This window comes from Saccharospirillum mangrovi (assembly GCF_003367315.1).
GTDB classification, from domain to species: Bacteria; Pseudomonadota; Gammaproteobacteria; order Pseudomonadales; family Natronospirillaceae; genus Saccharospirillum; species Saccharospirillum mangrovi.
This window is the reverse complement of the sequence record NZ_CP031415.1, coordinates 1350872-1376901: the sequence shown is the minus strand read 5'-3', so window position 1 is coordinate 1376901 and position 26030 is coordinate 1350872. Positions and strand designations below refer to the sequence as shown.

General features: G+C 55.2%; 19 protein-coding genes. 9 read left to right on the top strand and 10 right to left on the bottom strand.

Annotated elements, in window-relative coordinates; genetic code table 11:
* Positions 1-100 precede the first annotated feature (100 nt).
* Together DW349_RS06635 and DW349_RS06630 are read left to right on the top strand one after the other, a co-directional pair.
* Positions 101-1828, top strand: a complete 1728-nt coding sequence (locus DW349_RS06635) for a FecR family protein (protein WP_108124716.1) — start codon at positions 101-103, stop codon at positions 1826-1828.
* 308 nt (positions 1829-2136) lie between these two features.
* Positions 2137-3852: a FecR family protein gene (locus tag DW349_RS06630; protein WP_108124717.1), complete on the top strand. Its 1716-nt coding sequence runs from the start codon at positions 2137-2139 to the stop codon at positions 3850-3852.
* 70 nt (positions 3853-3922) lie between these two features.
* Here the strand turns inward: DW349_RS06630 and DW349_RS06625 are convergent, their stop codons facing one another.
* Complete coding sequence (locus DW349_RS06625; RefSeq protein ID WP_157954280.1) at positions 3923-4660, bottom strand: hypothetical protein; 738 nt, start codon at positions 4658-4660, stop codon at positions 3923-3925.
* A 341-nt stretch (positions 4661-5001) separates the two neighbouring features.
* Here DW349_RS06625 and DW349_RS06620 point away from each other — a divergent pair, with 341 nt between their 5' ends.
* The 4 genes from DW349_RS06620 (at position 5002) to DW349_RS06605 (ending at position 11409) form a co-directional block, all read left to right on the top strand.
* Positions 5002-6549: a FecR family protein gene (locus tag DW349_RS06620; protein ID WP_157954281.1), complete on the top strand. Its 1548-nt coding sequence runs from the start codon at positions 5002-5004 to the stop codon at positions 6547-6549.
* A 192-nt stretch (positions 6550-6741) separates the two neighbouring features.
* Positions 6742-7263, top strand: a complete 522-nt coding sequence (fabA, locus tag DW349_RS06615) for a bifunctional 3-hydroxydecanoyl-ACP dehydratase/trans-2-decenoyl-ACP isomerase (RefSeq protein WP_108124720.1) — start codon at positions 6742-6744, stop codon at positions 7261-7263.
* Between the two features lie 5 nt (positions 7264-7268).
* Positions 7269-8486, top strand: a complete 1218-nt coding sequence (fabB, locus tag DW349_RS06610; protein ID WP_108124721.1) for a beta-ketoacyl-ACP synthase I — start codon at positions 7269-7271, stop codon at positions 8484-8486.
* A gap of 409 nt (positions 8487-8895) precedes the next feature.
* Complete coding sequence (locus tag DW349_RS06605) at positions 8896-11409, top strand: Kelch repeat-containing protein (protein ID WP_108124722.1); 2514 nt, start codon at positions 8896-8898, stop codon at positions 11407-11409.
* A 210-nt stretch (positions 11410-11619) separates the two neighbouring features.
* On the opposite strand, the gene DW349_RS06600 is transcribed toward DW349_RS06605, so the two are convergent.
* The 3 genes from DW349_RS06600 to ahpC all read right to left on the bottom strand — a co-directional run bounded on the left by DW349_RS06600 (position 11620) and on the right by ahpC (position 18359).
* The gene (locus DW349_RS06600) at positions 11620-15702 is read right to left on the bottom strand and encodes an FG-GAP repeat protein (protein ID WP_157954282.1); all 4083 of its coding nucleotides are present in this window, start codon (positions 15700-15702) and stop codon (positions 11620-11622) included.
* Between the two features lie 353 nt (positions 15703-16055).
* The gene (gene ahpF, locus DW349_RS06595) at positions 16056-17651 is read right to left on the bottom strand and encodes an alkyl hydroperoxide reductase subunit F (protein ID WP_108124724.1); all 1596 of its coding nucleotides are present in this window, start codon (positions 17649-17651) and stop codon (positions 16056-16058) included.
* 141 nt (positions 17652-17792) lie between these two features.
* Positions 17793-18359 (bottom strand): alkyl hydroperoxide reductase subunit C, encoded by a 567-nt coding sequence (gene ahpC / locus DW349_RS06590; protein WP_108124725.1) that lies wholly within the window; start codon positions 18357-18359, stop codon positions 17793-17795.
* A 391-nt stretch (positions 18360-18750) separates the two neighbouring features.
* Here ahpC and DW349_RS06585 point away from each other — a divergent pair, with 391 nt between their 5' ends.
* Together DW349_RS06585 and DW349_RS06580 are read left to right on the top strand one after the other, a co-directional pair.
* On the top strand, positions 18751-19182 hold the full coding sequence (locus DW349_RS06585; RefSeq protein WP_108124726.1) for a cytochrome b562: 432 nt from the start codon (positions 18751-18753) through the stop codon (positions 19180-19182).
* Between the two features lie 12 nt (positions 19183-19194).
* Positions 19195-19851 carry a cytochrome b/b6 domain-containing protein gene (locus DW349_RS06580; protein WP_108124727.1) on the top strand — a complete coding sequence of 219 codons (657 nt, stop codon included), beginning with the start codon at positions 19195-19197 and terminating at the stop codon, positions 19849-19851.
* A 63-nt stretch (positions 19852-19914) separates the two neighbouring features.
* On the opposite strand, the gene DW349_RS06575 is transcribed toward DW349_RS06580, so the two are convergent.
* The 6 genes from DW349_RS06575 to galU all read right to left on the bottom strand — a co-directional run bounded on the left by DW349_RS06575 (position 19915) and on the right by galU (position 24016).
* The gene (locus DW349_RS06575) at positions 19915-20343 is read right to left on the bottom strand and encodes a GNAT family N-acetyltransferase (RefSeq protein ID WP_108124728.1); all 429 of its coding nucleotides are present in this window, start codon (positions 20341-20343) and stop codon (positions 19915-19917) included.
* Between the two features lies 1 nt (position 20344).
* Positions 20345-21094 (bottom strand): hypothetical protein, encoded by a 750-nt coding sequence (locus tag DW349_RS06570; RefSeq protein ID WP_108124729.1) that lies wholly within the window; start codon positions 21092-21094, stop codon positions 20345-20347.
* A gap of 48 nt (positions 21095-21142) precedes the next feature.
* Positions 21143-21475, bottom strand: coding sequence for a DMT family transporter (locus DW349_RS06565; RefSeq protein WP_108124730.1), 333 nt, complete (start codon positions 21473-21475; stop codon positions 21143-21145).
* 39 nt (positions 21476-21514) lie between these two features.
* Positions 21515-22558, bottom strand: coding sequence for a serine hydrolase domain-containing protein (locus tag DW349_RS06560; protein WP_108124731.1), 1044 nt, complete (start codon positions 22556-22558; stop codon positions 21515-21517).
* 98 nt (positions 22559-22656) lie between these two features.
* The gene (locus tag DW349_RS06555) at positions 22657-23121 is read right to left on the bottom strand and encodes a GNAT family N-acetyltransferase (protein ID WP_108124732.1); all 465 of its coding nucleotides are present in this window, start codon (positions 23119-23121) and stop codon (positions 22657-22659) included.
* A gap of 52 nt (positions 23122-23173) precedes the next feature.
* Positions 23174-24016, bottom strand: a complete 843-nt coding sequence (gene galU, locus DW349_RS06550; protein WP_108124733.1) for a UTP--glucose-1-phosphate uridylyltransferase GalU — start codon at positions 24014-24016, stop codon at positions 23174-23176.
* Between the two features lie 254 nt (positions 24017-24270).
* Between galU and DW349_RS06545 the strand changes: the two genes are divergently transcribed.
* Positions 24271-26013 carry a sugar phosphorylase gene (locus DW349_RS06545; protein ID WP_108124734.1) on the top strand — a complete coding sequence of 581 codons (1743 nt, stop codon included), beginning with the start codon at positions 24271-24273 and terminating at the stop codon, positions 26011-26013.
* Positions 26014-26030 lie beyond the last annotated feature (17 nt).

Sequence of the window (26030 nt, the reverse complement as noted above, 5' to 3'; positions counted from 1 at the left end):
CCAACTCTTAATTTCTGGCTTTGTCACCCCACCCGCGCTAGGGATGCGCAACCTAAAACTTAACTCTTAAAATTAACCATCGTTTTGTGAAGGATGTTGTATGAAACGATTGCTGCCCGTTACCGGGCCATGTCTCGCTATTGTTCTTTGTTTACTCCTACCCTCCACGCTCTTGGCTGCCGCAGGCAAAGTAGTCATTGCCGCAGGCGATGCGTTTGCCGTTGATGCGCAAAACCAACGTCGGGAACTGCAACGACGTGCTGATGTGTTTGAAGGCGATACGTTGATCACCGGCGACGACGGCCAATTGCAATTGCGTTTTGAAGACAACGCCATTCTTGCACTGCGCGCCAATTCAGAACTGCGCATCAGCGAATACCACGGCGCCACCGAAGAACGCGGTGAGCGTGTGTTGATGGAATTGGTCAGCGGTGGTTTCCGAACCATTTCCGGCCACTTCGGCAAGTCGGAGCGCGATGCGTATCAGGTGCGTACGCCCAATGCCAGCATCGGCATTCGCGGTACGCATTACGAAGCAGTGTTTCAATCCGATACGTTGACCGTCGGTGTGTACGACGGCGGCGTTTCGGTTCGCAACGATTTCGGTGAATTGAATCTGGGCCGCGACAGCAACTTTTTGTTTGCCGAAGTAGCCGCTAACAACACCCCACGCGGCCTGTTGAACCCGCCGGATATTTTGAACATTCCGAGCACACGCTTGCGCCCGCAAAACAACGGCAACAGTGACAGCGAAAATAACGACGAAACCGACGGCTCGGAAAACACCGAAGACGACGACGGCGAACTCAGCGATGCGGATGTTGAATCCACCGACAGTCCGACCAACCCCGAACCCGATGCGCTCGTCACCAACCCCGATGAATTCACCATCAATACCCTGGAAAATGTGTTGAACGACAGCGCCGAACAACTGCGCGGCGACCCCCGTTTAACCGACGCCGAAGAACAGGCGTTAGCGAGCAGCGACCAGACCGGTTTTCTGGTGTTTGCAGCCGGCTCATTCAACGACAGCGCCAACACCTCTGACGACGACTCGTTTGCCACGCTGAACGTGTTATTTAGTTACGCTGCGGCCGTCTCCGGCGGGAATACCTTCTACGGAATATTCAGCGACGAAGCCGAAGAAGTTCTGCTACCGCTGGACGACGTTGACCCGGCAACAGACACCGTAGTCGGCATCGTAAAAACCGAAGGACTGACACAGACCACGCTGGAAAAATTCACGCTCAGCAATGGCGACGTTGTGGAATGGGGCATCTGGAACGCCTCGGACAATCACTCTGCGCAGACCTACCACAACACCGAATCCGGCGCACAAACCGGCACCATCGACCAGCCGTTTTATTACGTGCTGGCGGATTCGACCACGGCACAATTGAGCGGCGAACGCTCGTTCAGCAGCGGTGAATGTTCGTCCGGTTGTTTCAGTTCAAACCTGCCGACGGGCACCAGTTTTTCGGGCGATCTCAACGTTAATTTCAGCGACCTGTCCGCACAGGGCAACCTGACATTTATTGAGCCCAGTTCAAACCAATGGTCCATTCAATACGAAGGAGTAATCATTGGCACGCAAATGGTGGGTTTGATTGGCGGTGAGTCGGCGTATCTGGTGGACCAGAGTCAGAACTCGTACGCATTGACCGGCGGCGTCTACGGTATTTTCTCCGGCCCGGATGACGATCTGGTATTTGTCGGCGGCGTGAATGCATCCATTGCCGACCCCCTGACCACGCAGGATGCACAGACGGTGAGTACCGACGAACTCTACGGCGTCTACCTGCTGACGGAAGGCGAAGGCGTTAATTAAGGTTATCGATGGCGTCGAACCCTTGACGCCTCGCAATGTTTCCCACCGGATTTCCCGGCGGCATTTTGACCCCGTCGGAAAATCCGGTCGTTTCTGCTTACAAAGACCAACAGAATTCTGTCGTACACTGGCGTAGGCTTGATCAAATTTCAGTCAACTTTCAGTGGAAAAGGGCTGAAGTCAGGCACGCTATTCGCCACACCACCGAGCGGCAAGGACGTCGTCGGCACTGAGGCATTGTCTGTATAGCGACGAACAACAGGGACACTCAGACTCGCCTGATTGAGTTCAATTAAGCAGGATGCTCCATGGATTGCATAAGTCAGAAGTTGCAGCTTTTCCTTGTTGGTTTGTTGTTGGCTTTACCCCTCCCGCTTTATGCGGCCGCTGGCAAAGTCGTCATCGCCGCAGGCGATGTTTACGCCGTCAACGCCCAGAACGAACGCCGACCGCTTCAACGACGCGCCGATGTGTTTGAAGGCGACACCCTGATCACCGGCACCGACGGCCGGTTGCAATTGCGCTTCGAAGACAACGCCATTCTTGCCTTACGCGCCGACTCCCAATTACGCATCAGCGAATACCACGGCGCCAGCGACACCCAACCCGAACGCGTATTAATGGACTTGCTCGGCGGCGGTTTCCGCACCATTTCCGGCAGCTTTGGCAAATCCGAACGCGACGCCTACCAGGTGCGCACCCCCAATGCCAGCATCGGCATTCGCGGTACCCATTACGAGGCCGTATTTGAATCGAACACCTTGAGCGTGGGCGTATACGAAGGCGGCATCGTGCTCACCAACGACCAGGGTTCATTAAACCTCGGCCTCGACAGCGAATTCGTATTCGCACAAGTTCAGGCCGGCAATTTGCCCCAGGGCTTGCTGAACCCGCCGGCGAATTTGAATGTGCCAAACACGCCGCAAACGGATGAAGAAGGCGAGGAATCCGACGAAGAAGAATCGGATGACGGCAGCGACGAAAGCGATGGCGATTTAAATGACGACGCCGCCAATCAATCGCCCGATAACAACCCTAACGATACAGCTTCGGTTGCGAACGACGTTGGCGGTTTCACTGCCGATGATTTTAATTTCAGTGCGTTAGAGGATGCGCTGGAGGAAGAGCTGAATCGACAAGATGAGAGTGAGAGCGGGCCAGGCGTAGTTGAATTAACGGAAGATGAAGTAACCGCAATTAATAATAATTCTACCGCTGTCATTTTAGTGTTTTCACCTTCGACTACAGGGACTGATGGTGAACTTATGTTCCCTGGTGGGCCAGTATTTGGATACCAAGGCATAACTGAAAATTTACAAGATACCAACTCCCCATTTTTTATCGCCTTTAGCTCGCAAAATTTAGATGAACAAGAGCAGGATTTAGTTTCACCAAACTTGGTTATCAGGCCTGATGACAGTAGCTACGCAGATGACAATGGGAGTTATGGTGAACTTGGGGATATATATTGGGAAGAATGGAACGCCAACGTTGAACAGCCTACAACGGCCTTAGCTGGATCCGATTCAGGCTTTGGCTCAGGGCAAGTTATTGAAACGTTTTACTACATTACAGCTGAGCCGACACAAGCAGAACTACGTGGAACTAGATTCTTTTCTTTAGGGCCAGATGTGGGCATGTTGGAAAGCACGGGTTTTAGTAGTTTTGGAAGTAATGTCTCTGGCTATTTAGAAGCATCTTTTAATTCGGGTGTGGCCAATGGCAACCTAACATTTGGTGACAGCGATTTCGTAGAAACCTGGTCTCTTGATTTCGAGGGTCAGGTAAATGGAAGTGTTTTAAATGCATCTCTTCTCGATAGCAGCACCTATACGGTCGAACTTCAGATTCCAGAAATATATGAGGTAGCCGGTAGCGTTAATGGCGTCTTTACTGGAGAAAGCGAAAATATTGATTTTGTTGGTGGGTTTAGTGCGGAAACTGTAGATACTGACAACAATGATGAAGTTTATGGGGTTTTCGTAATGGAAGAATACTCCGGACAAGAAATAGGAGTGGACTAAAAACCCCAAGCCTCAACCAAATAAAAAATGCCGGCATAAGCCGGCATTTTTTTAACTCAACCCCACCCCATCAAGGCGCCGGATGCTCATAGAAGGCAACCAAAATGGAATGGTCACCGTTATCAAACAATCGATAGGCACCGGCGACGAGTCGGCCGTCATCATCCAGATACGCCAGACCCGGTATGTCGGCTCGCTTGCCATCGCCAATGCTGGCGTTCACGGTGAATTTGAATTCGTTGGGTCCAATGTCAAAAAACTCACCGCTGATCGGGTCGCTATTGGCATCGGTTCCGGTGAAGGTACCGTCGGCCTGAATACTGAGTGACGCAGTGCCGAGGTACACCCAGTAACCCACCAGATCATCAACGCCAACTTCTTTATTCAACGTCGCATTCGGTTCCAGAACGATGCTGTTGTTGAAATCACCAACTTGGGTTTCGCCGGTAAGGCGAGTGGCGCTTTCCACCGATATCGTAACGTCCATGTCGGCGCAGTCGAATTCGTCGGCGCCTAAATTGATGTCACACCAAATGGAGTCATCGCTGGTCAGTTGGCCCGACGCTCGAGTGACCGACTGATTCATGGTTCCGGTGCTGAAGTTAATGTCCAGTTCGTTATTGTCGTCGTCTTCCAGAATAAGGAAGCGGTTGTCATCCACCACCATGATGTTTGAACGTTCGTCATTCACCTGGCTGGTCATCGTCCAATGCCCGGTGGCATCGATTGTCGGCCCTTGGTCTTCTTCCACTTGGCATCCCTGTAATACGACGGCAGTCAGCATTACGGCCACTACTGGGTACTTCATATTTCTTACTCCGAATAGATATTTCACACGTTAGTGGGTTGTCTCCCTCCCACTGGTACTGGACCAGGAACGCGAGTTTCCTGCCCAACCGGTCAATATTAATCAATCCAAGTTAATAATTGCGTGATCTTTTTCATAATTTATTCCCCAGAACCCCCTAATACCGACCTACTGAACCACGAGTTCACTAGCTCGGTCTGAACAGGCTGGTCAGAATCGCCGCTCAATAAATGACCCATTCACCACAAACGGGAAGCTGAGAAGCGCCTGGGCGCTGCAGTTCTTGGACGATAATGACTCTGCTGAAACCACTCCTTCGGATACTATTCACTTCGGGTTTGATGATTCTGTCGCTGCCGTTATGGGCCAGCGTTGGCAAGGTCGTCATTGCCTCGGGCAATGTTTATGCCCTGGATACCAACAACGAGTACCGGGTGCTGTATCGCCGGGCGGAAATTTTTGCAGGCGATACCCTGATCACCGAGGCCAACAGCCAGTTGCAATTGCGCTTTACCGACAATGCGGTGTTGGCACTGCGCGAACAGTCGCGCTTGCGCATCGATGCCTATCACGGCAGCAGCGACACGCAACAAGAACAGGTACTGATGAATTTGCTTGAGGGTGGGTTGCGCACCATCAGTGGCAGCTTGGGCAAAAGCAACCGCGAGGCGTACCGGCTCGATACGCCCAACGCCAGCATTGGCATCCGTGGCACGCAGTATGAAGCGGTTTTGACGAACGACCGTCTGGCGGTTGGGGTCTATGAAGGTGGCATTGTGGTCAGCAACGCCCAAGGTTCGCTAGCGCTGGGTCTGGGTGGCAATTTCAATTTTGCCGAGGTCAGTCCCGGCCAGGCGCCGCTAGGCACGCTCATCGCCCCGGCCGTGTTGAACGGTGCCCAAACACCAGACAGACAGAGCCAGTCGGGTGCTCAAAGCGAATCGTCTGGCTCAACTTTCCTGGCCGATGCCAACTTGGCTACCGGACCAGACAGCGACCCGGACAATCTGATTGAGATTCCCACAACCGACAAACAACCGTCGTTCAATACCGTTGAGAACAGTTTGCCAGACAGCCCCGGCGCCTCGTCGTCGTTGCTCTCGGCTGAGCAACAGGCGGCGTTGAACCAAGACGGCCAGTTTGGTTTTCTGCTTACGCCCGACGCCAGTCCGCTCAACTATGTCTATGGCGCGCAACTCAACGGATCGACGTTCTACGCCCAATACAACGACGGTGCCGACCCGGAAACCGGCTTGCCGACTGCAGTCATTCACAGCCCGGCTGGCATGAGTGCGACACCTTTGGCGAGTCACGATCTGGGCAATGGTTATCACGTGGATTGGGGAATATGGGATGTGGACGCGGCCAACCCGGCACAGGGACACAGCGCCGATGGCATCGCAACAATCGACACGCCCTTCTTTTATGTTGAGGCCGATCCGGTGGCAACGGCCGGCTTGTCCGGTACCCGTCAGTTCACGTTAAGTGATGTCGATAACAACTTCAGTGCTTCGTTGCCGTTGGATTTGGCAGTAGGCAATCCGCAAGTGTCGATGACCGTCAATTTCGACTCGTTGAATGTGAACGGCAGCATCGGTTTTTACGCTGAAAGTCCGGATGGAGATTCCGCTCACGATACGTGGTTTATGCGATTCGCCGGTCAGGCCGATGGGGCATTTGTTGAGGCCAACTTGTGGGGTAGTAGTGTCACCGACGGCTCCACCAACAATGCCTACGGGCTGACCGGCGCCATGGGCGGCATGTTTACCGGCAGCAATGGGCAGGATTTCGTTGGTGGTTTTAACGCCGAGGTCGTTAATGGGCCGGGCGACAACAGCGTCGCCGATAGCGCCAGCGGCGTCTTTTTATTGGAGCCGACATCCAATTAACCGGCATCAACTTTTAGAGGCGATTGGTAAGGGCGGTTGGTCAAATCACGGCAACCTTCAACCGCCCTCCCTTATTGCCTTAACCCCCTATAATCTTGACTCACTTTTTCCCCCACGGCATGGAATAGCCACCCCCTTTCAGCTATCGTGCGCCCACCATCCCCCTTTTTGACGACAGAGAATTCGACTTTTATGACAGATCGCCCCAATTCATTCGACAAAGCAGACCTGATCGAGTGCGGCTATGGGCGCATGTTCGGCCCGGGCAATGCGCAATTGCCGGTCGATAACATGCTGATGATGGATCGCATCCGCCTGATCACCGATACCGGTGGTGAAAACGGCAAAGGCGAAATCATCGCGGAGCTGGATATCAATCCCGATCTCTGGTTCTTCCAGTGCCATTTCCCGGGTGATCCGGTGATGCCCGGCTGTCTGGGCCTGGATGCCATGTGGCAGTTGGTGGGCTTCTTCCTCGGCTGGCGTGGCAACGAAGGCCGCGGCCGTGCACTCGGTGTAGGCGAGTTGTCGTTCAAAGGCCAGATCGAGCCGGACGCCAAACTGGTGACTTATAAACTGACCATCAAGCGCGTTATGGAATCGCGTTTGATCATGGGCATCGCCGATGGCGTTGTTGAATGCGACGGCAAGCCCATCTACTTCGCCAAAGACCTCAAAGTCGGTCTGTTCAAACCTGAACAGATGGGAGGCTGACACCGATGAAACGCGTTGTGATTACCGGCCTGGGCATTGTTTCGTGCCTGGGCAACGATGCCGCCACCGTTGCCGCCAACCTGCGCGCCGGTCGTTCGGGCATCCGCTTTAACCAAACCTATGCCGACATGGGCATGCGCAGCCACATTTCCGGCACGCCGGAAATCGACCTGGCTGAACACATCGACCGCAAATCGATCCGTTTTATGGGCGATGCCGCCGGTTTCGCTTATGTCTCCATGCAGCAAGCCATTGCCGATGCAGGTTTAACAGACGATCAGGTATCGAACATCCGCACTGGCATCATCGCCGGTTCCGGCGGTGCCGATTCCGGCAGCCAGACCGAAGCGGCCGATATTCTGCGCGAAAAAGGCCTGAAACGAGTCGGCCCGTATCGCGTCACCCAAACCATGGGTTCCACTGTTTCGGCCTGCCTGGCAACGCCGTTCCAGATCAAAGGCGTGAACTATTCGATTTCGTCTGCCTGCTCCACCAGCGCGCATTGCATTGGCAACGCCATGGAACTGATCCAGCTGGGCAAACAGGATGTAATGTTCGCCGGCGGCGCTGAAGCCGAGCACTGGACGATGAGTTCTCTGTTCGACGCCATGGGCGCGCTGTCCACCCAATACAACGACACCCCCGAGCGCGCCAGCCGCGCTTACGACGCCAACCGCGATGGCTTTGTGATCGCCGGTGGCGGCGGCATGTTGGTGTTGGAAGAGTTGGAACACGCCAAGGCCCGTGGCGCGAAAATCTACGCGGAAATCGTCGGCTACGGTGCCACCAGCGACGGCTACAACATGGTTGCCCCAAGTGGTGAAGGCGCGGTGCGCTGCATGCAGATGGCGTTGCAAAACGTCGAAGGCAGCATCGACTACATCAACGCCCACGGCACTTCCACCCCGGCTGGCGACGTAACCGAACTGAATGCGGTGCGTACCGTTTTCGGCGAAGAGATGCCGCCGGTGGCTTCCACCAAATCTCTGTCCGGCCACAGCCTTGGTGCTGCGGGCGTGCAGGAAGCCATCTACAGCTTGCTGATGATGCAAGGCGATTTCATCGCCGCCAGCGCCAACGTCGAAACCCTCGACCCGGAAGCCGGCGACGCCAATGTGGTCACCGAACTGCGCGAAAACGTAAAGCTGAATCGCATCATGTCGAACAGCTTCGGTTTTGGCGGCACCAACGCAACCCTGGTGATGCAGCGTTACGAAGGCTGATATTTCAGCCAGATAAACAAAGGGCCTTCGGGCCCTTTTTTATTGCTCGCGTTTTAAGGCCGGCGCGCGATCCAGCGCATCGGCTTTGCCAGGCATTTGCTGTTAATCCTCATATCCGGCAATCGGTGGGCCTAACCGATGAATCGCCACAGCACCTGGCTCGTCGGTTCTTAGCCCCTTCGGTTCTTAGCCCCTTCAATGTCCCTTCAATCAAAACCACCACCTTCCGCAACAAATATGTGACGCACGTCTCAACCTAAGCATGCGTTTGCAATTTTCCACTTTTATTCCAACGAATTCTCAAACGGTCACTCTGTATGAATAGCCCCTCAGGCGCCCCGGTGGGCGTCTTAGCTCCCGCACAACGGCATACCGCAACAACAGAGCAATACATCATGAGGGCAATGGAATGATCCGATCACTAATCCGTCCGTTCACCAAACCAGCATCCATACTCTGGTTTGTATCACTCACCACCTTATTCGGTTGCACCGCACCCGAGCTTGGTTTCGAAGAGGAAGGCACTGCCCAGCTGGTCGTCGGCGACCGCTTTCGCAACCCCACCATTAATGGCAACGACACACTCGACTTTCGCAGCACCAACACCGCAGTAGCAACCGTGGACGATAACGGCGAAGTCACCGCAATGGCGGCCGGTCAGGCCTATATCGTGGCAACGCAATCTCTGGGTGAACGCACCGACACAGCCCGCTTTTCGGTAGAAGTGATCGACCGCGACGCCACACTCAGCGCCTGGGTTGGCACCAGCCGCAGTCGGCTGTTGCCGTCGGCCGGTCTGAATGGCGTGGAAATCGCCGCCGCGAGCGACCCGAACTGCAACTTCAACCAAGTCATCGGTTGCGATGGCGGCCAAACGCTGCTGGCCCGAAGCGGCAGCTTACTGAACACCACAGCCACCACCTTGCAACAACCCGGCTATTTCCAATTGAATTTTGGCGGTCGCCAGGTGAAAGCGGGCTTGAGCGCGCATCGGTTTCCCGGCCGGTACGATCACGACGCCGTAGCCTTCAATAACCAACTGTGGATCGTCGGCGGTCGAGATAACGACGGTAACGACCTGGCCGACATCTGGTCGTCGGCCGACGGTCTGAGCTGGGTAAAACACGACTCCACCAAGCCACCACCGGCGCGCCACGGCCACCAGTTGGTGGTGTTCCAAAACAACCTGTTGCTGATCGGCGGTGGCAACGGTGACACGGTTGAAAACGATGTCTGGACGTCGAAAAACGGTATCGACTGGACCGAACTCAACGCCAATGCAACCTTCTCCAACCGAGCCTTCCATCAGGTGGCTGTTTTCACGCCGCAAGGCACCGCAGACCCCGTACTCTGGTTGATTGGCGGTGTTGATGTCGATGGCAACCGGTTCAGCGACGTCTACTCATCGACCGATGGCAACAACTGGACCGACCGCACCAACGACCTGCAAAGCAGCGACTCGACCGTCGACATTGCCGACTTCCTGCCCGGCCTTGAACACCAACTGGTGGTGTTTAACGACGGCAGCACCGGCAACAAGCTCTGGCTGTTCAGTGGCCTGGCCGAAGATGACGACGATGACGGTGCCGACACCAGCAATGAAATCTGGTCGTCACCCAACGGCATCACCTGGACACTCGAAACCAACCAGGCCGATTTTTCTGCCCGTTATAGCCATCAGGTCGCGGTCAGAAACCACGACGGCAAGCAACGGCTGTGGTTGGTGAGCGGTGACAACGGCGTGGGCAACAGCGTGCTGTGGTGGTCTGACGACGGCGTAATCTGGCACCAGGAAAAACTGCTCGCTGAATTCTCCGGCCGCTACGGCCACCGGCTTGTGGCATTCAACGATCGGCTCTGGTTGCTGGCCGGTTACGACGGCAGCGTTCAGGACGACGTTTGGGCCTCGGCCGATGGCGTTAGCTGGCAGGAACAAACCCTCGATGCCGACTTCGGCGCCCGCGAGCAACATCAGGCGGTCGCCTTCGATGGCCAGCTTTGGGTGATCGGCGGCAGCAACAATGGCCTGCCCAATAACGAAGTCTGGTCGTCGGCCGACGGCCTGGTGTGGACGCAGCAGATCAGCGAGCAGGACACCACCTTTACCGCCCGCGATGGCCACCAGGTCATCGTCTTCGACAACGCCCTCTGGTTGGTCGGCGGTTACGATGCAGCCGGCCAGTACCTGAACGATGTCTGGACCTCCAGCAACGGCATCGACTGGGAACTGAAAACCGACGATCCAGGTTTCGAGCCACGCGCAGGCCACCAACTGGTGGTGTTCAAGGGCCTGCTCTGGCTGGTGGGCGGCTACGCCACCGTTATAGATGACGAAGGCAACACCGTGCAAACACTGGTCCGCGATGAGTGGTCCACGCGTGATGGCGTCACTTGGATCAACGAAACCACCGTCGAAAACGATTTCACCCTGACCGCGCGCCAGGGCCATCAAGTGGTGGTCTGGAAAGGTCAACCCTGGCTGTTCGGGGGTGAAACCGAAGACGGCGTAGTGGCGGATATCTGGGTCGCCAACGACGGCAACAACTGGGAATCGCGCGCCTTCGCGAAGGATGACAATGACGAAACAAAAGAGCTGGCCTTCACCGCACGCAGCGAACACCAGGTCGTCGCCTTCAAAGACCAGCTCTGGCTACTCGGTGGCACAGACAATGACGGTGCAGAAAACGCCGACATCTGGGTCTCCGACAGCGGCTTTGAGTGGACTCTGGTCACCACACCGGCCGGCGGCTTCTCTCCGCGCCAGGGCCACCAGTTGCTGACCTTCGACGACGGCAACGACGAACGGTTGGTACTGATTGGCGGCTATGGCAACAGCGACTACAAAAACGACGTCTGGTCTTCCACCGATGGTACGAACTGGCAAAAAGGATTAAGCGCCGATATTCACTTCCCCAACCGCTGAGCGTACCTCAGCCTGGCACCCTGCCGATGGTGTAACCTGCCAGAAGGGGTAGCCGATAGAGGTTGCGTTCGACGGGCGTTAGTCGCTCGCAATAAAAAAATAAAAGGGCCGCATGGCCCTTTTTTTTGTTCTTCGCGTTTTGTTCTTCGCGGATCAGCGGGAACGTGATGCCAACCGCGAACGAAGTTTATGCAACGGCACTGGCAAGCCTCAGTACAGGTAAACCGCGCCCGATTGCGCAGCAGTTGGCAGCGGTGTCCCCGGGCCGACGCCAGAAGAAACGCCTGTCGCATTACCATCTTCACCGAAGGCACCCACCGCCAGGGTGTTGCCATCGCCACTTAACGACAGCCCCAGGCCAAACGCCTGCTCCCAGGAAGTGTTGGAGGCTTTGATGTACGACTCAAAATGCCACTGCCCATCATCGTCCTGCACATAGGTGTACACCGCGCCGGAATCGGCCGCAGAATCGTTCAACTGATTGCCGTTCAGGCCGACGGCTGAGCTGTCTTCGCCCGACCCTTCGTATGTCGCATCAGGAGGCCCGTCATATTCGAAATCCGCTCCGGTGCTGACGGCCAGCCGCCGTCCGTCATTGCTCAGGCTGACCTGCGTGCCAAACATATCGTTTTTGCCCGGGTGTTCCGCCTTGATATGAACTTCCTGTTGCCAGCCATCGCCGTCGTGCCAACGGTAAATATAAACGGAGCCTGCTTTGTCAAAAGCAGTGCCCTGTGCTGGATTGATGCCCGCGCCCGGCCGGCTGCTCCAAGGGTCACCAATGGCGATCACCGACCCGTCATCACTCAGACTGACGGAGCCACCAAAGAAGCCCTGCTCTGGGGTTGGATCGGGGGATCGGATGAAGGTTGGGTCAGTCAGGTACGCGGGTGCGCCAACAGGGTTGGGATAAAAATGCACCTGAACGGCACCTCGCCCAATCGCATTGTTATTGGGCGCTTGTGGTGCTCCCAGGGCAATCGTTCTCCCATTGCGGCTGATGCTGACGGAATGCCCCACTCTTGCTTTTTTTCCAGAAAGCCCAGTGATCGCAGTACGAAAATACCAGTTGTTATTGCTTCGGGTGTACAGATAGCCCGCGCCTCTGAGTTCCACATCTTCGTTTTCTCCTACAGGGGCCGTATAGGTAGCCCGCTTTTTACCTACGACAAGTGTTGACCCTTCGTAGTCCAAGCTGAGAGCTAACCCATAGAGTTCGCCTGATCTATGACTGAATGAACCGTCAGCAACCGAAAATTTGTTAGGCGGTTTTAGATAGGCCTGCTGCACCCAGTCACCGTTTTCGTGGTGAAAAATATAGACCGCCCCAGAGTCCAGGTCGCTGTTATCGTGCGCAGGATTCACCCTTTCACCGCTACCATCTTCATCCGGCGCGCCAACAGCCAGGTACTCACCATTGCCACTCAGGCTGACGGCCATGCCAACGTGGTCATAGGCCTCACCGTGGGGAAGGTTGGGCACCAGTGCGACAGCGCCTTCCTGCGCCCAAACGCCATCGGTCTTACGGAAGATAAAGACGCCGCCAGAATTTTCCTGGTACGGAAGCTGACGATCAAAACCATAAGCGCCCACGGCCATCACGGTGCCGTCGTCACTCAGGCTGACCGATCGACCAAACAGATTGCCCGCGTTGGTTGCGTCCTCGCCTTTGAAATAACCGATGCTGCCCAGCAGGTAGTTGTACTGCGCTTCAACACCTCGAGTCGTTAATTCGGTGCTGCCTTGGCAGTGGTTTTTTCCGGCAGTATCGGTGTAGCAGGTTTCCAGGATGTAGTCGCGGTGAGTGAGCGCATAGAGCGGCACTTCATGGCGATAATTCATCTCAGCGCCGGTACCGGCCAGGGCATGGGGGTGGATGGGCGTCCAGTCGCCGCTGTTGGGGTCTGGGTCGTCGATGCGCTCCAACAGCCGATAGCTGAAGCGAGCGTCCGATGGCCAACTGAATTCGAGGGTTTTGATGCCCGACGGCACCATGGTGAGTGCGGCCGCGCTAACGTCGAATTCACAATGGACGTTAATTGACTGATCGGTGGAAACACCCGCATTGAACGGAAGCTGAAGCCCATCACTGGGTTTAGGCGGGATTATATCGTCACCCACTTTGCAGGTTTGGGGCAGGTCTGTAACGGCATCACTAAACAGTGTGACAGTGTTTGATGTGCCTGTTTTTATGACACCGAGGTCGAACGTGTTATTTGCGGTGTACGCATTGTCGGGCTGGTCGTTCACCTGTGCGGTGATGATTGTTGGCGCGACCAAACCCTGAATCGTCATGAACAGCGTGACCTTCTTGCTGCACGCAATGGTGACCAGCGCACTGGCGGTAATGCCACCCTCGTTGCTGGTGTGGTCGCCATTGAGTTCACAGGCCAACGTTTCCGGAACGTCTGCCAGTCCAATGGTGTACGGCGTGCCTCTGCGCAGGCGCTTAGAAAATGTGAAATTTTGAGACAACGACCGGGCTTCGTTTCCGGACGACGCGCCAGGCCCCCACGTTAATGTCACCTTGCCCGACTCGCCACCTTCCCAGCCAGTGATCACGACCTTAACGGGGTAGTAAGTATTGCAATCCACCTCAAGGCCGGTGACGTCGGTTGTGCCCACTGGGACGGCTAGGCTTGCTTGGTGGAGGTTATCGAACCAGCACGCCTGTGTAGAATCATCTGTAGCCGACGCGCTTAAGGTGTTCAGGGTGTAAGAAGTATTGGGTGCCAAACCTGACAACGAGAAGGTTGAGTCGCCTGTCGTTAAGGATGCGGTTTTATCGGTATTGGCAATGCTGATTGTCAGGTCACGTAATAAACCGCTCACGCTACCGTGGATGGAGAAAGTGCGGTCAACACAGTTGATCTGAATGCCGGTGACATCGGCCATGCCCACTGCAATGTCCCGACTCTCAGCGTTACCTTCAACAAACACACACTGCTGCAAATCCGGCTTCCCGGTGATTTCCAAGGTGTAGGTTTTATTCGCCGCCAGGAATGGAAACGTGAACGTCGAGTCGGTTACGGAAACCTGAGTGTCACCAATGTTGATGGACATCGGACCCGACAAACCCGTCACGCTGCCGCGGATGGAGAAGGTGCGGTTAGTGCAGTTGATCTGAATGCCGGTGACGTTGGTGGTGGTTACCGGAACGGTCAGGCTCTCTGTCTTTGTGTCGCCGTCGAGGAAGAAACACTGCTGCGCGGTCGGCATTTGGGTGATTGTCAGCCTGTAAGACGCATTCGCCGCCAGGTCTGAAAAGGTGAAGTCCGAGTCGCTGGTTAAGGTGACGATGTTGTTTTCGTCATCGTTCAGGCTGATGCCCAGTACACCCGACAAACCCGTCACGCTGCCGCCGATCGAGAAAGTGCGGTTAGTGCAGTTGATCTGAATGCCGGTGACGTTGGTGGTGGTTACGTTGACAGTCTGGTTCTGTGTGCCGCTTTCAACGAACACACACTGCTGCAAATCCGGCTTCCCGGTGATTTCCAAGGTGTAGGTTTTATTCGCCGCCAGGTCTGGAAACGTGAACGTCGAGTCGGTTACGGAAACCTGAGTGTCACCAATGTTGATGGACATCGCACCCGACAAACCCGTCACGCTGCCGCGGATGGAGAAAGTGCGGTCAACACAGGTGATCTGAATGCCGGTGACGTTGGTGGTGGTTACGTTGACAGTCTGGTTCTGTGTGCCGCTTTCAACGAACACACACTGCTGCAAATCCGGCTTCCCGGTGATTTCCAAGGTGTAGGTTTTATTCGCCGCTAGGTCTGGAAACGTGAACGTCGAGTCGGTTACGGAAACCTGAGTGTCACCAATGTTGATGGACATCGAACCCGACAAACCCGTCACGCTGCCGCCGATCGATACCGAACCGGGGCCGGTGACGATGGCCGAGCACGTTACATTCAGGTCGGTGACGTTTCCATTGCCCAACGTGCCGACCTGATGTTGCGTGTTGTTGGCAAAGCGGCATTGCTGGCCGGACGGTGACCTGACAATGTTGACGCTGTATTGCATACCGTCTTCCAGTCGGGTCTGGAACACGAATTCGCCGTTGCCCGTGCGCGTGAGGTTTTCATCGCTGTTGAAAAGATTGAGCGTTATTTGGCCGGTCGAGCCGACAACGGTTCCGCCCAGCGTAAAGGTGTCGGTTTGCGACGGGGCCGATGGCGGTGGCGATTTTTTGGGCGGGTCGTCGGGGCTGCTACAGCCGGCCAACACCATGACCAGGCAGAACAACAGTTGGGGGAGCCAGTAACGGCTCAAAGGCTTTGAGTGCGGCATGATCGAATCTCCGGGAAGTCCGTACTTCTGGGGCGGGCAGCGGTGGGGATGTGAACAATTCATCCGCTGAAAAAACCCGGAGAAAGCCTAAACGGTGGCCGTTTGAGTAATCGTTTTGCCGATGGTGGAATTTTTGCCCGAAACGTTTGAAAAAACCGAAATAGCGGGTTGGCCTTAACGCATTGATAAGGGCGTCACATTTTTACGTCTTAATCCAATCTGGGGCGTGCGGGAATACCCGGTAAACAGTTAGCGGGATAACGGCTTTGTTTTCTCAAGAACACAGTCTCTTTCTCAAAAACAAAGCCGCTTTCCCGGTAGTCCGCGATGAACCTTTTATTGGCTAGTGCGGCTTACACCAACGCGGCGGCTTCGGCGCGAGTGGCTTCGCCTGCACTGGCCGGCGCCGATTCGCGAATCAGATAATCGAACGCGCCCAGTGCGGCCGTGGCACCCGAACCCATCGAAATCACAATCTGTTTGTACGGCGTGGTAGTGGCATCACCAGCCGCATAAACACCGGGCACCGAGGTGGCACCGCGAGCGTCGATCACCATTTCGCCAACGCGGCTCAGTTCGACGTCGCTGTCTTTCAGCCATTCGGTGTTGGGCACCAGACCGATTTGCACAAACACGCCCGCCAGTTCAATCGACTTGGCTTCGCCGGTCGCGCGGTCGGTGTAGTTCAATGCGGTCACGTTCTTGCCGTTGCCAATCACTTCGGTGGTTTGGGCATTGGTCAGAATATCGACATTGGGCAGCGATTTGGCTTTGCGTTGCAGCACGTCGTCGGCGCGCAGCGTATCGGCGAATTCCAACACGGTCACGTGATCGACAATGCCGGCCAGATCTATCGCGGCTTCAATGCCGGAGTTACCGCCACCAATTACCGCTACGCGCCTGCCTTTGTAAAACGGGCCGTCGCAGTGCGGGCAATAGGCCACGCCTTTGTTGGCGTATTCGGCTTCGCCGGGCACACCCAGTTTGCGCCAGCGCGCACCGGGCGCGAGGATCACCGAACGCGAACTCAAAGCCGCGCCGCTTTCCAGGCCGAGCTTGACCACGCCATCGCGCGTCAGCTCAGTAGCGCGCTGACCGACGATGATATCGACGCCGTATTCTTTAACGTGCTGTTCCAGACTGGCCGTTAATTTCGGGCCTTCGGTGTAAGGCACAGAAATAAAGTTTTCGATGCCGACGGTATCCATCACCTGGCCGCCAAAACGCTCGGCCACCAGGCCAGTGCGAATGCCTTTACGTGCCGCATAAATGGCAGCCGCTGCGCCCGCCGGGCCACCGCCGACCACCAGCACATCGTAAGTGTCGCGCTGGTTCAGCGCTTCAACTTGCTGTTCGGCCGCGCCGGTATCGACCTTGGCAACAATGTCTTCGAGCGACATGCGGCCCTGGCCGAAATGTTCGCCGTTCAGATAAACCGACGGCACCGCCATGATTTCTTTGGCTTCCACTTCATCCTGAAACACACCGCCGTCGATCATCTCGTGAGTGATGTTCGGGTTCAGTTTCGCCATCAGATTCAAGGCCTGAACCACGTCCGGGCAGTTCTGGCACGACAGCGAAATGTAGGTTTCAAAATGCAGCGGGCCGGGAATGGCTTTGATCTGGTCTTGCAACGCCGGGTCGGCTTTCGATGGGTGACCACCGGCTTGCAACAAGGCCAATACCAGCGAGGTAAATTCGTGGCCCATCGGCACGCCGGCAAAGCTGACGCGCGGTGTTTCACCGGCCGGCGCAATCGCCATGCTAGGGGTGCGTTTGCCCTGGTAATTGCCACGGCTGATTTTGCCGTTCAGTTCAATAATTTCGTTCGCCAGTTCGCTCAGTTCGCGAGCTTTGGCGGAATCGTCGCTGGACACACTGACCTCGATGGGAGTGACAATGTTCTGCAAGTAGGTGTCCAGTTGCTGTTTTAAATTGGCATCCAACATCGTTGTGTCCTTTGGTGTGTCCAATCAGCCTCGCTGCGGTTACGCGAGCCAGGCTATAAAATTCTTAAAAAAGGCCCTCAATCGAGGGCCTGTTTGCGGTTACCAAAACCGGGGTTTTTGTCCTGGTTTCTGAACCCGGATTTAGATTTTGCCAACCAGATCCAAAGACGGGGCCAGAGTGGCTTCGCCTTCTTTCCATTTGGCCGGGCACACTTCACCCGGGTGAGCGGCGATGTACTGAGCCGCTTTGATTTTGCGCAGCAGTTCGCTGGCGTCGCGGCCAATGCCACCGTCGGTGATTTCAACGATCTTGATGCGACCTTCCGGATCGATCACGAAGGTACCGCGATCAGCCAGACCGTCTTCTTCAATCATCACACCGAAGTTGCGAGTGATGGTGCCAGTCGGGTCGCCCAGCATCGGGTATTGGATTTTGCCAATGGTGTCGGACGAGTCGTGCCACGCTTTGTGAGTGAAATGGGTGTCGGTGGAAACCGAGTAGATTTCTACGCCCATTTTTTTGAATTCGTCGTAGTTGTCAGCCAGGTCGCCCAGCTCAGTCGGGCAAACAAAGGTGAAGTCAGCCGGGTAGAAGAAAAATACGGCCCACTTGCCTTTGATGTCGTCGCTGCTGACATCAACGAATTCACCGTTGTGGAAAGCCGTGGCTTTGAACGGTTTCAGTTCGGAATCGATGTAACGGTTCATGAATTGCTCCTGTGTCCATCATTGAAGGTTGGGTGAGTAAGCTAGGGCGGGTGTCCCGCCTTCGACGCTGCAAATAGTAGGGAGGGACAGGGCTGGTTTGAACTCACCATTAACAATAGCATCGATAGCCAACAGCAATAGATTCACAGACAAATCATTAAACTATTAAATTGATAATTTCCCTCTATGAACACTGATCAAAAATGCGCCAATCTTGATCAGAGCACGCGCCAAGCCGGTGCCACCGCCAGACTTCGCACCAAGCTGTCGCACACCCTGCGAGCCTAAACATTATTTTTACAAAGCCTCCACACTGGCTTCATGCTGACTTAAGAAAGGCTCAAGTATTATGACCCGGAATTTTTGATTCCAACCGTGACAAGGACCTCCCATGACTTTCAATGCAAAACATTTCCTGGCTGCGGCCGCCTTCACTTTTGGTTTATCCACCACGGCGTATGCCGAAAGCTGCAACGACAGCGAGCTGTACGCCAACATGGAAACCATGGCCGATAACATGCGTCCGTTGGTCAGCGCTCTTCGCAGCAACAACGTTGAAGAAGCCCAGTCTCGCCTGGCAACCTTGCGCGAAGCGGCAGTCGATGCTTCCGATGAAACGCCCTACTCGCTGAGCAACGGCGGCAACGCTGCCGACATCGACGCCTTTCACACCGCCATCAACGATCTGATTGAGCAATTGGACCTGGCGTCGGCAGCGTTAGCAGCCGGCGACACGGGCACCGCTGCGGGCCACCTGCAAACCATTGGCGACATGCGCAAGGACGGCCACCGCAACTTCAAAGATCGCAGCTGCCGCGGCTAACGAGACAACGCTATGAACGCAGAAGTAAAGGTTTGGGATTTGCCGGTTCGACTGGTGCACTGGGGTTTGGTGCTCTGCCTGATCGTGCTGTTTGTCAGTGTGAATATCGGCCAGATGCAAGTGCATTTTTACGCCGGTTATGCCCTCTCGGCGCTGCTGGTTTTTCGGTTGCTCTGGGCGTTGGTGGGCACAACTTACGCACGTTGGTCGAGCTGGAATTTATCGCCCCGCGCAGTGTTTCGGCATCTGGCTGAACTGGCGCACGGCAAAGCCGACGCAGCATTAGGGCACAACCCGGCTGGTGCGGCCATGGCGGTGTTGCTGTTACTGGTTCTGACCATTCAGGCGGTCAGCGGTTTGTTTTTCAGTGACGATGCCTTCTGGTTTGGCCCGTTCAATATGGACGCGCCGCTCTGGGCCATCGACCTGGCCGCCTGGTTCCACCCTCGCCTGCCAGCCTTGATTCTGCTGTTGGTGAGCGCCCACATTCTGGCGGTGCTGTACCATCGCATCCGCTTCAAGGAACCCTTGGTTGAAGCCATGGTGCACGGTCGCAAACCGGCCATGGGAAACAGCCCGGCACGCAGTGAGGTGAATCGTTACTGGCTGTTGTTCAGTCTGGCGGCTGCCGTTATCTGGTTGGGCTGGTTATTTACCTGGCCCATCTGATACAAAAAAAGCGAGTTTAAAAAAGGCGACTTCGGTCGCTTTTTTTTGCCTGAATTTTTTCAGTCACAATTTGGAAATCGCAAAGTGATGACTGGTGATATCAAACCCGTGACGCAAATAAAAACGGTGTGCGCCGAAGCGTTGTACGCCGCTGTCCAAATGCAATTGTTCGCAACCGCGCTCGCGGGCAAATGCTTTGAGCCAGTCGATCATCATCGCGCCTGCGCCGGTTGAACGCATCGATTCATCGGTAACCAGATCGTCCACATACAGATGTTTGCCCCAGGCCAGTTTGCGTTGGATAACAAAGCCGGCGACGCACAATACGGATTCATCGTCGTCCACCACCATCGCCAGGTGGTAACCCTCTTCCAACATTTGCTGCCGCGCCTGTTGCACAACGCCGTCCGCATCGAACTGCGGCCGTAACTGACACATGACGGGTGCCATGCGCATTAATTGTTCGTCGGTTGTTACCTGTTCAACATGCATATCAATCAACGAGATCAAAAATAAATGAAACTTCACGGCTTTGAGTTGCTATGAAATAGCCACCAGCCAATTTCGAGTCGACGTCACCTCTTTTGCTTCGTTCCAGTTCAACGTCCACATAGCAATGTCTAAGGCTATTGATATCGACATCAACATAATTCGATAACTTTATTGTATAGCTGCCGGTGTCTTTGACAGATATCGGGCGGCCTACTGAGAATTCATCGTGATCCTGATCCACACATTTCATGGATACTTTCAGATCCATTGTTCGAGAGGCACTCGACGAATTGAAATGCGGGCTCCACTCCAATTCAACCTGGCTGTTATTAACGGACTGGTTGTTGCTGGGATGGGTAATGTCAAATTGTTCAGGCAGTAAGACGCTCAGGTGCGCATCGACATCAATGGCTCTTTGGTAATCAATGGTGAATTCGGTGAGTGAATCGTCATTGTCAAACCGGGCGTAATAATCGCCATCTAATAGACTGCTGCTCTGTCGCATACTGCTGCGAGTCCGACTATCGCTGGCAAACAATCGATCATCGCCACTCAAGACCAACTGAGTCGGAGCCAGGCCGGTTCCCGCTGTCAAACGCCCACTGACGGTAGCAGTACCATCGCCATCAGCCTGAACGGTGAAGTAGGCACCGGTACCTTTTGTTGTCACATTTTCAGAGTCTGTTTCGGCACAGCCAATCAGACTGAACACGCCAAGGGTTATCGCTGACGAAGTGATGATAGATCGCATTATTGCCTCTCCCTTAATACACCCTGAAAAATTCCCGTTTCATTTGTATCAATGCGGCACCGCCTTGGAAAATAAATTCAGTACCAGCACACCGCTGAGAATCAACGCCATACCCAAGAGCGCCGGCCAATCGAGTTGCTGATCAAACAGCCACCAGGACACCAGCGTAATCAGTACGATGCCACCACCAGCCCAAACAGCGTAGGCAATGCCCACCGGGATCACCTTCAACGTTTCGGCGAGCAGATAAAACGCCAGTCCATAGCCGACGACCACTAAAACACTGGGCCACAGACGGCTGAAATTCTCGCTGGCTTTCAATGCCGAGGTGGCGACCACTTCAGCGCAAATGGCAACCGCTAAAATCAACCAGGCTTTCATACAACATCCGCCTTAAAAAACCCAAAACGACGGCGCAGTTTACTCAACATCTATCGCCGCAACCATGACAGCGGAATCAAGGCGCGCCAGACGTTGCTCCGCCAACGGCACAATCTGCTGCGCCACAAAGCGATGCAATTGCCCGCGATAGCCACTGCGGCCAGCCGGGGTATTGGGGTCCGAGGTTATCGCTATGGTCAATTCAAGATCCGGCACGACGTACACCATCTGGCCGCCGTAGCCCCAACCGTAATAGCCGTCGTACCCGGCGAAATCGCGTAGGAACCAGCCGTATCCATAGCCGTCACCCGTGAATCGGGAATGGGTTCGGGTTTGCCAGCTGGCGTCTATCCAATCGGCGGGAACGACCTGGGTTCCATCCGCCGCACGACCGCCGCGCCGATAGAGTTCGCCAAACGCCAATAAGGACGCCGGTGTCATGCTGACTTGATTGCCACCCAGAGGAATGCCTTGCGGATCGCGCAGCCAGTTCACCACTCGAATGCCGGCCGGTGCCAGCCAATCGTTGGCGAGTTCATCGGTCGGACGTCCGGTTTCACGCGTCAAAATGGCGGATAACAAATGGGTGCTGCCGGTGGAATATTGCATGGTGCCGCCGGGTTCGGCATCGAACGGTCGCGCCAGTGCGTTTTGTACCCAGTTGCGACTGTTGACCCAGGCGCCGTAGTTACGGCCAGAAGTGCGTTCCAAACCCGCCTGCATCGACAACAAATGCCCCACGGTAATTTGCGATAAGCGCGGGTCCGGGTTGGCGGGCAGTTGGTCACTTAATAACGGTGCAATCGGTTGATCGACACCCGAAATCACACCGCGCTCGATGGCGATACCGACCAACGCCGACATGACAGATTTTGACGCCGACTTAATGTTGGCCGGTTGGTCCAGCCGCGCGCCGTTAAAGCTTTCGGCGAAGATGGTTTCACCGGCTTGGGCAATTTGCAGGGTGTACAGCGTTTGAAATTGAGCGGCGGCGGCCTGAATCGAAGCGGGCGTTGTTTCGGCCTGAGTGCCAGCAATGCTCAGGCCCGCAATCAGAAAACCAGATACCAGACGACGCAACATGCTACAGACTCCAAACCAATCGACTGACGCCAAACCGACACAGCATTGACATTGACGAAGCCGCTAAGCCTAGCAGAGCACAGCCGTGCGCCAGCCGCTCAGAGTGTCAAGGTCATGAAAACGGAATGCGGATCCAAGGCGTAATCGGCAAAGGGATCGGTGTAGGTAAAACCAAAGGCTTCGTACATCGCTCGCGCTGGCGCAAAGGCGTCCATCGATCCGGTTTCCAGGCTGACACGGGTCATGCCTTGGGCGCGTGCCTGATCCAAAGCGTGTTGCAACAAACCCCGGGCCACACCCTGGCGCAGGAAGCGCGGGTCGGTGCGCATGGATTTCAATTCGCCATGCGTAGCATCCAGGGTTTTTAACGCAGCGCAGCCCAGTAGTTGGTCGTCACGCCAGGCGGTCCAGAATTGAATGGAAGGTTGTTGCAGGCCACTGAGATCGAGCGCGTGCACACTTTCCGGCGGTGAGTGTTCGGCCATGCCAGCCAGGTGCGCCGCCAGAAGTTCAACCACAGCCGGATGGTCCAAACCGCCAGTACGAATGGTGAATGCAGACATGCAAAAGGTTCCAAATAAAAGTCCGGGCCAGAACGGCCCGGACGGATAACAATCAGGTCAGCAGACCTTTTTTGTAGAGGTTTTCAAAGCAGTAATTGGTGGCTTCGACAAAGCCTTCCACCGAGCCGCAATCGAAGCGTTTGCCTTTCAGGCGGTAGGCCATTACTACGCCGTCCTGCGCTTGCGTCATCAACGCATCGGTCAACTGAATTTCGTTGTTTTTGCCCGGCGGGGTGTTGCGCAGAATATCGAAAATATCGGGCGTTAAAATGTAACGACCGATGACGGCCAGGTTCGACGGGGCATCTTCTTTGGCGGGTTTTTCCACCATGCTTTTTACCCGGTAGAGACCGTCTTTCATTTCTTCGCCGTCGATAACGCCGTACTTGTGAATCTCGTCTTCCGGCACTTCCATCACCGCCACAATGCTGCAACGGAACTGGTTAAATACTTTCACCATCTGCGCCAGGACGTTTTCCATGCCATCTTCCGGCACGCACAAATCGTCCGCCAGAATCACACCGAAGGGTTCATTACCGATCAGGGTTTCGCCGCACAAAATGGCGTGGCCCAGACCTTTCATTTCCTTCTGACGGGTGAACGAAAAGATGCCTTCGTCCATCACGTAACGGATGGATTTCAGGAATTCTTCTTTATTGGAACCGCTGATCTGGTGTTCCAGTTCGTAAGAAATATCGAAATGGTCCGCGATGGCGCGCTTGCCGCGGCCGGTCACAAAGCCGATTTCATTCAGCCCGGCTTCAATGGCCTCCTCTACCCCATACTGAACCAGCGGTTTGTTGACCACCGGCAGCATTTCCTTGGGCAGTGCCTTGGTCGCCGGCAGAAAACGCGTGCCGTAACCGCCGACCGGGAACATACATTTGCGAATCATTCGTTGTCCTCTGTTTGTGTCTTCTCTAGCCAACTAAGCAATTACCTGACCAGCCCCAAAAGTGGCGCGTTGTTTGCGATACGTCTTGCAGCCTTGGTTGAGGCTGAACTTGCTGCACCGCTTTAGCGCGCCCTATCGGGTTTCAAGTTGGTTCAAACCTTACACCAAAGTCATTGCACTAATGTAGGGCATGGCACCAGGATGGTGCGGAGCGTCCAACCGTCATCATCATACATCAGGTTAGGGAGACTAACATGACAGAAGCCGAGGCCCGTCTGGCGGCATTTCGAGAGTCCGCCGAACAGCGCCTGACGCTGCTTTATGGCAGCGAGCGCGCCGCCACGGTTACCGACCAACTGATCGGATTACTGAACCGCTACCAACCGGCCATCTACCACCACACCCGCGCCGCCGACTGGGATGAAACCGACAACATCCTCATTACTTACGGCGATGCCATTCGCAACCGCGAAGAACCGGGCTTGTTGCAGTTAGAGCGTTTTCTGGAGGCGTTCTACCCCAACCTGATCAGCAACATTCACCTGTTGCCGTTTTACCCGTACAGCTCGGACGACGGTTTTTCCGTTATCGATTTCAAGCAGGTACGCGACACCGTCGGCCAGTGGGATCACATCGATGCCCTGGCGCGTCGCTTCGGTATTATGTTCGATCTGGTGTTGAACCATTGTTCGCGCGAAAACCTCTGGTTCATCGAATACATTCAGAACGTCGAACCCGGCTGCAACTATTTCATTGAACTGGACCCGAACACCGACGTCTCGATGGTTACCCGGCCACGGTCGTCGCCATTGGCTGCGCCGATCAACACCCATCGCGGCACCCGTTATGTGTGGGCAACCTTCAGTGAAGATCAGATCGACTTGAACTACGCCAACCCGGATGTGCTGTTGGCGATGATGGATGTATTCCTGTTCTATTTATCGAAGGGCGCGCGTCTGGTCCGGCTTGATGCCGTGGCGTTTTTGTGGAAGCAACTGGGCACGTCGTGCATCCATTTGCCGGAAACGCACGAAGTCGTCAAATTGATGCGCGACATTGTTGAGGCCATCGCACCCTGGGTGATTCTGGTCACCGAGACCAACGTACCGCACGAAGAAAATCTGTCGTATTTCGGCGATTGCGATGAGGCCTCGATGGTCTATCAATTCGCGCTGCCACCGCTGCTGCTGTACACCCTCAATCGCGGCAACGCCGACTTGCTGACCAATTGGGCGATGTCACTGGCGCCGCCGCCACCGCAATGCACCTACCTGAATTTCACCGCCAGCCACGATGGCATTGGCTTGCGCGCACTGGAAGGCATTTTGCCGGCTTACGAAATTCAAAGTCTGCTCGATTGCATGCATCAATTTGGCGGCTACGTCAGCATGAAGGCCAACCCTAACGGCAAAGACAGCCCGTACGAAATTAACATCAGTTATTTCGACGCGCTCAAAGGCACGCGCACCGGGCCAGACCAATGGCAGGTTGAACGCTTTCTCTGTTCGCAAACCTTGATGATGAGTTTGCAGGGCATTCCCGGTTTCTATCTGCAAAGTTTGATTGGCACACCGAACGACATCGCCGGTGTTGAACGAACCGGACGTTTGCGGTCGATCAATCGCAAAACCTGGCAATGGACTGACCTGAACCAGGTGATGACCGATGAGCGCAGTTCGTCTTATGTGGTCAGTCAGGAACTGGCTCGGCGAATCACATTGCGCGGGCAGCAAAAAGCCTTTCATCCTGAAGCGCGCCAACGGGTGATCGATTTGGATTCGGCGTTTTTTATTCTGCGACGCGATGCCGAAGACAGCCGCGTTTACGGCATTTTCAACGTCACCGCCACACCGCGTACGCTGGACCTGACGCGGCTGTTGCCGTCACAAGAAGCCTGGGTATACCAAGACCTGATCAGTGATGAGGAAATCAATTCGAATGTCGAACTGACCGTATCGCCCTATCAGGTGATATGGCTGGTGCCGGTTCGGGAGTAAGGCAAGACAAGGCAGGA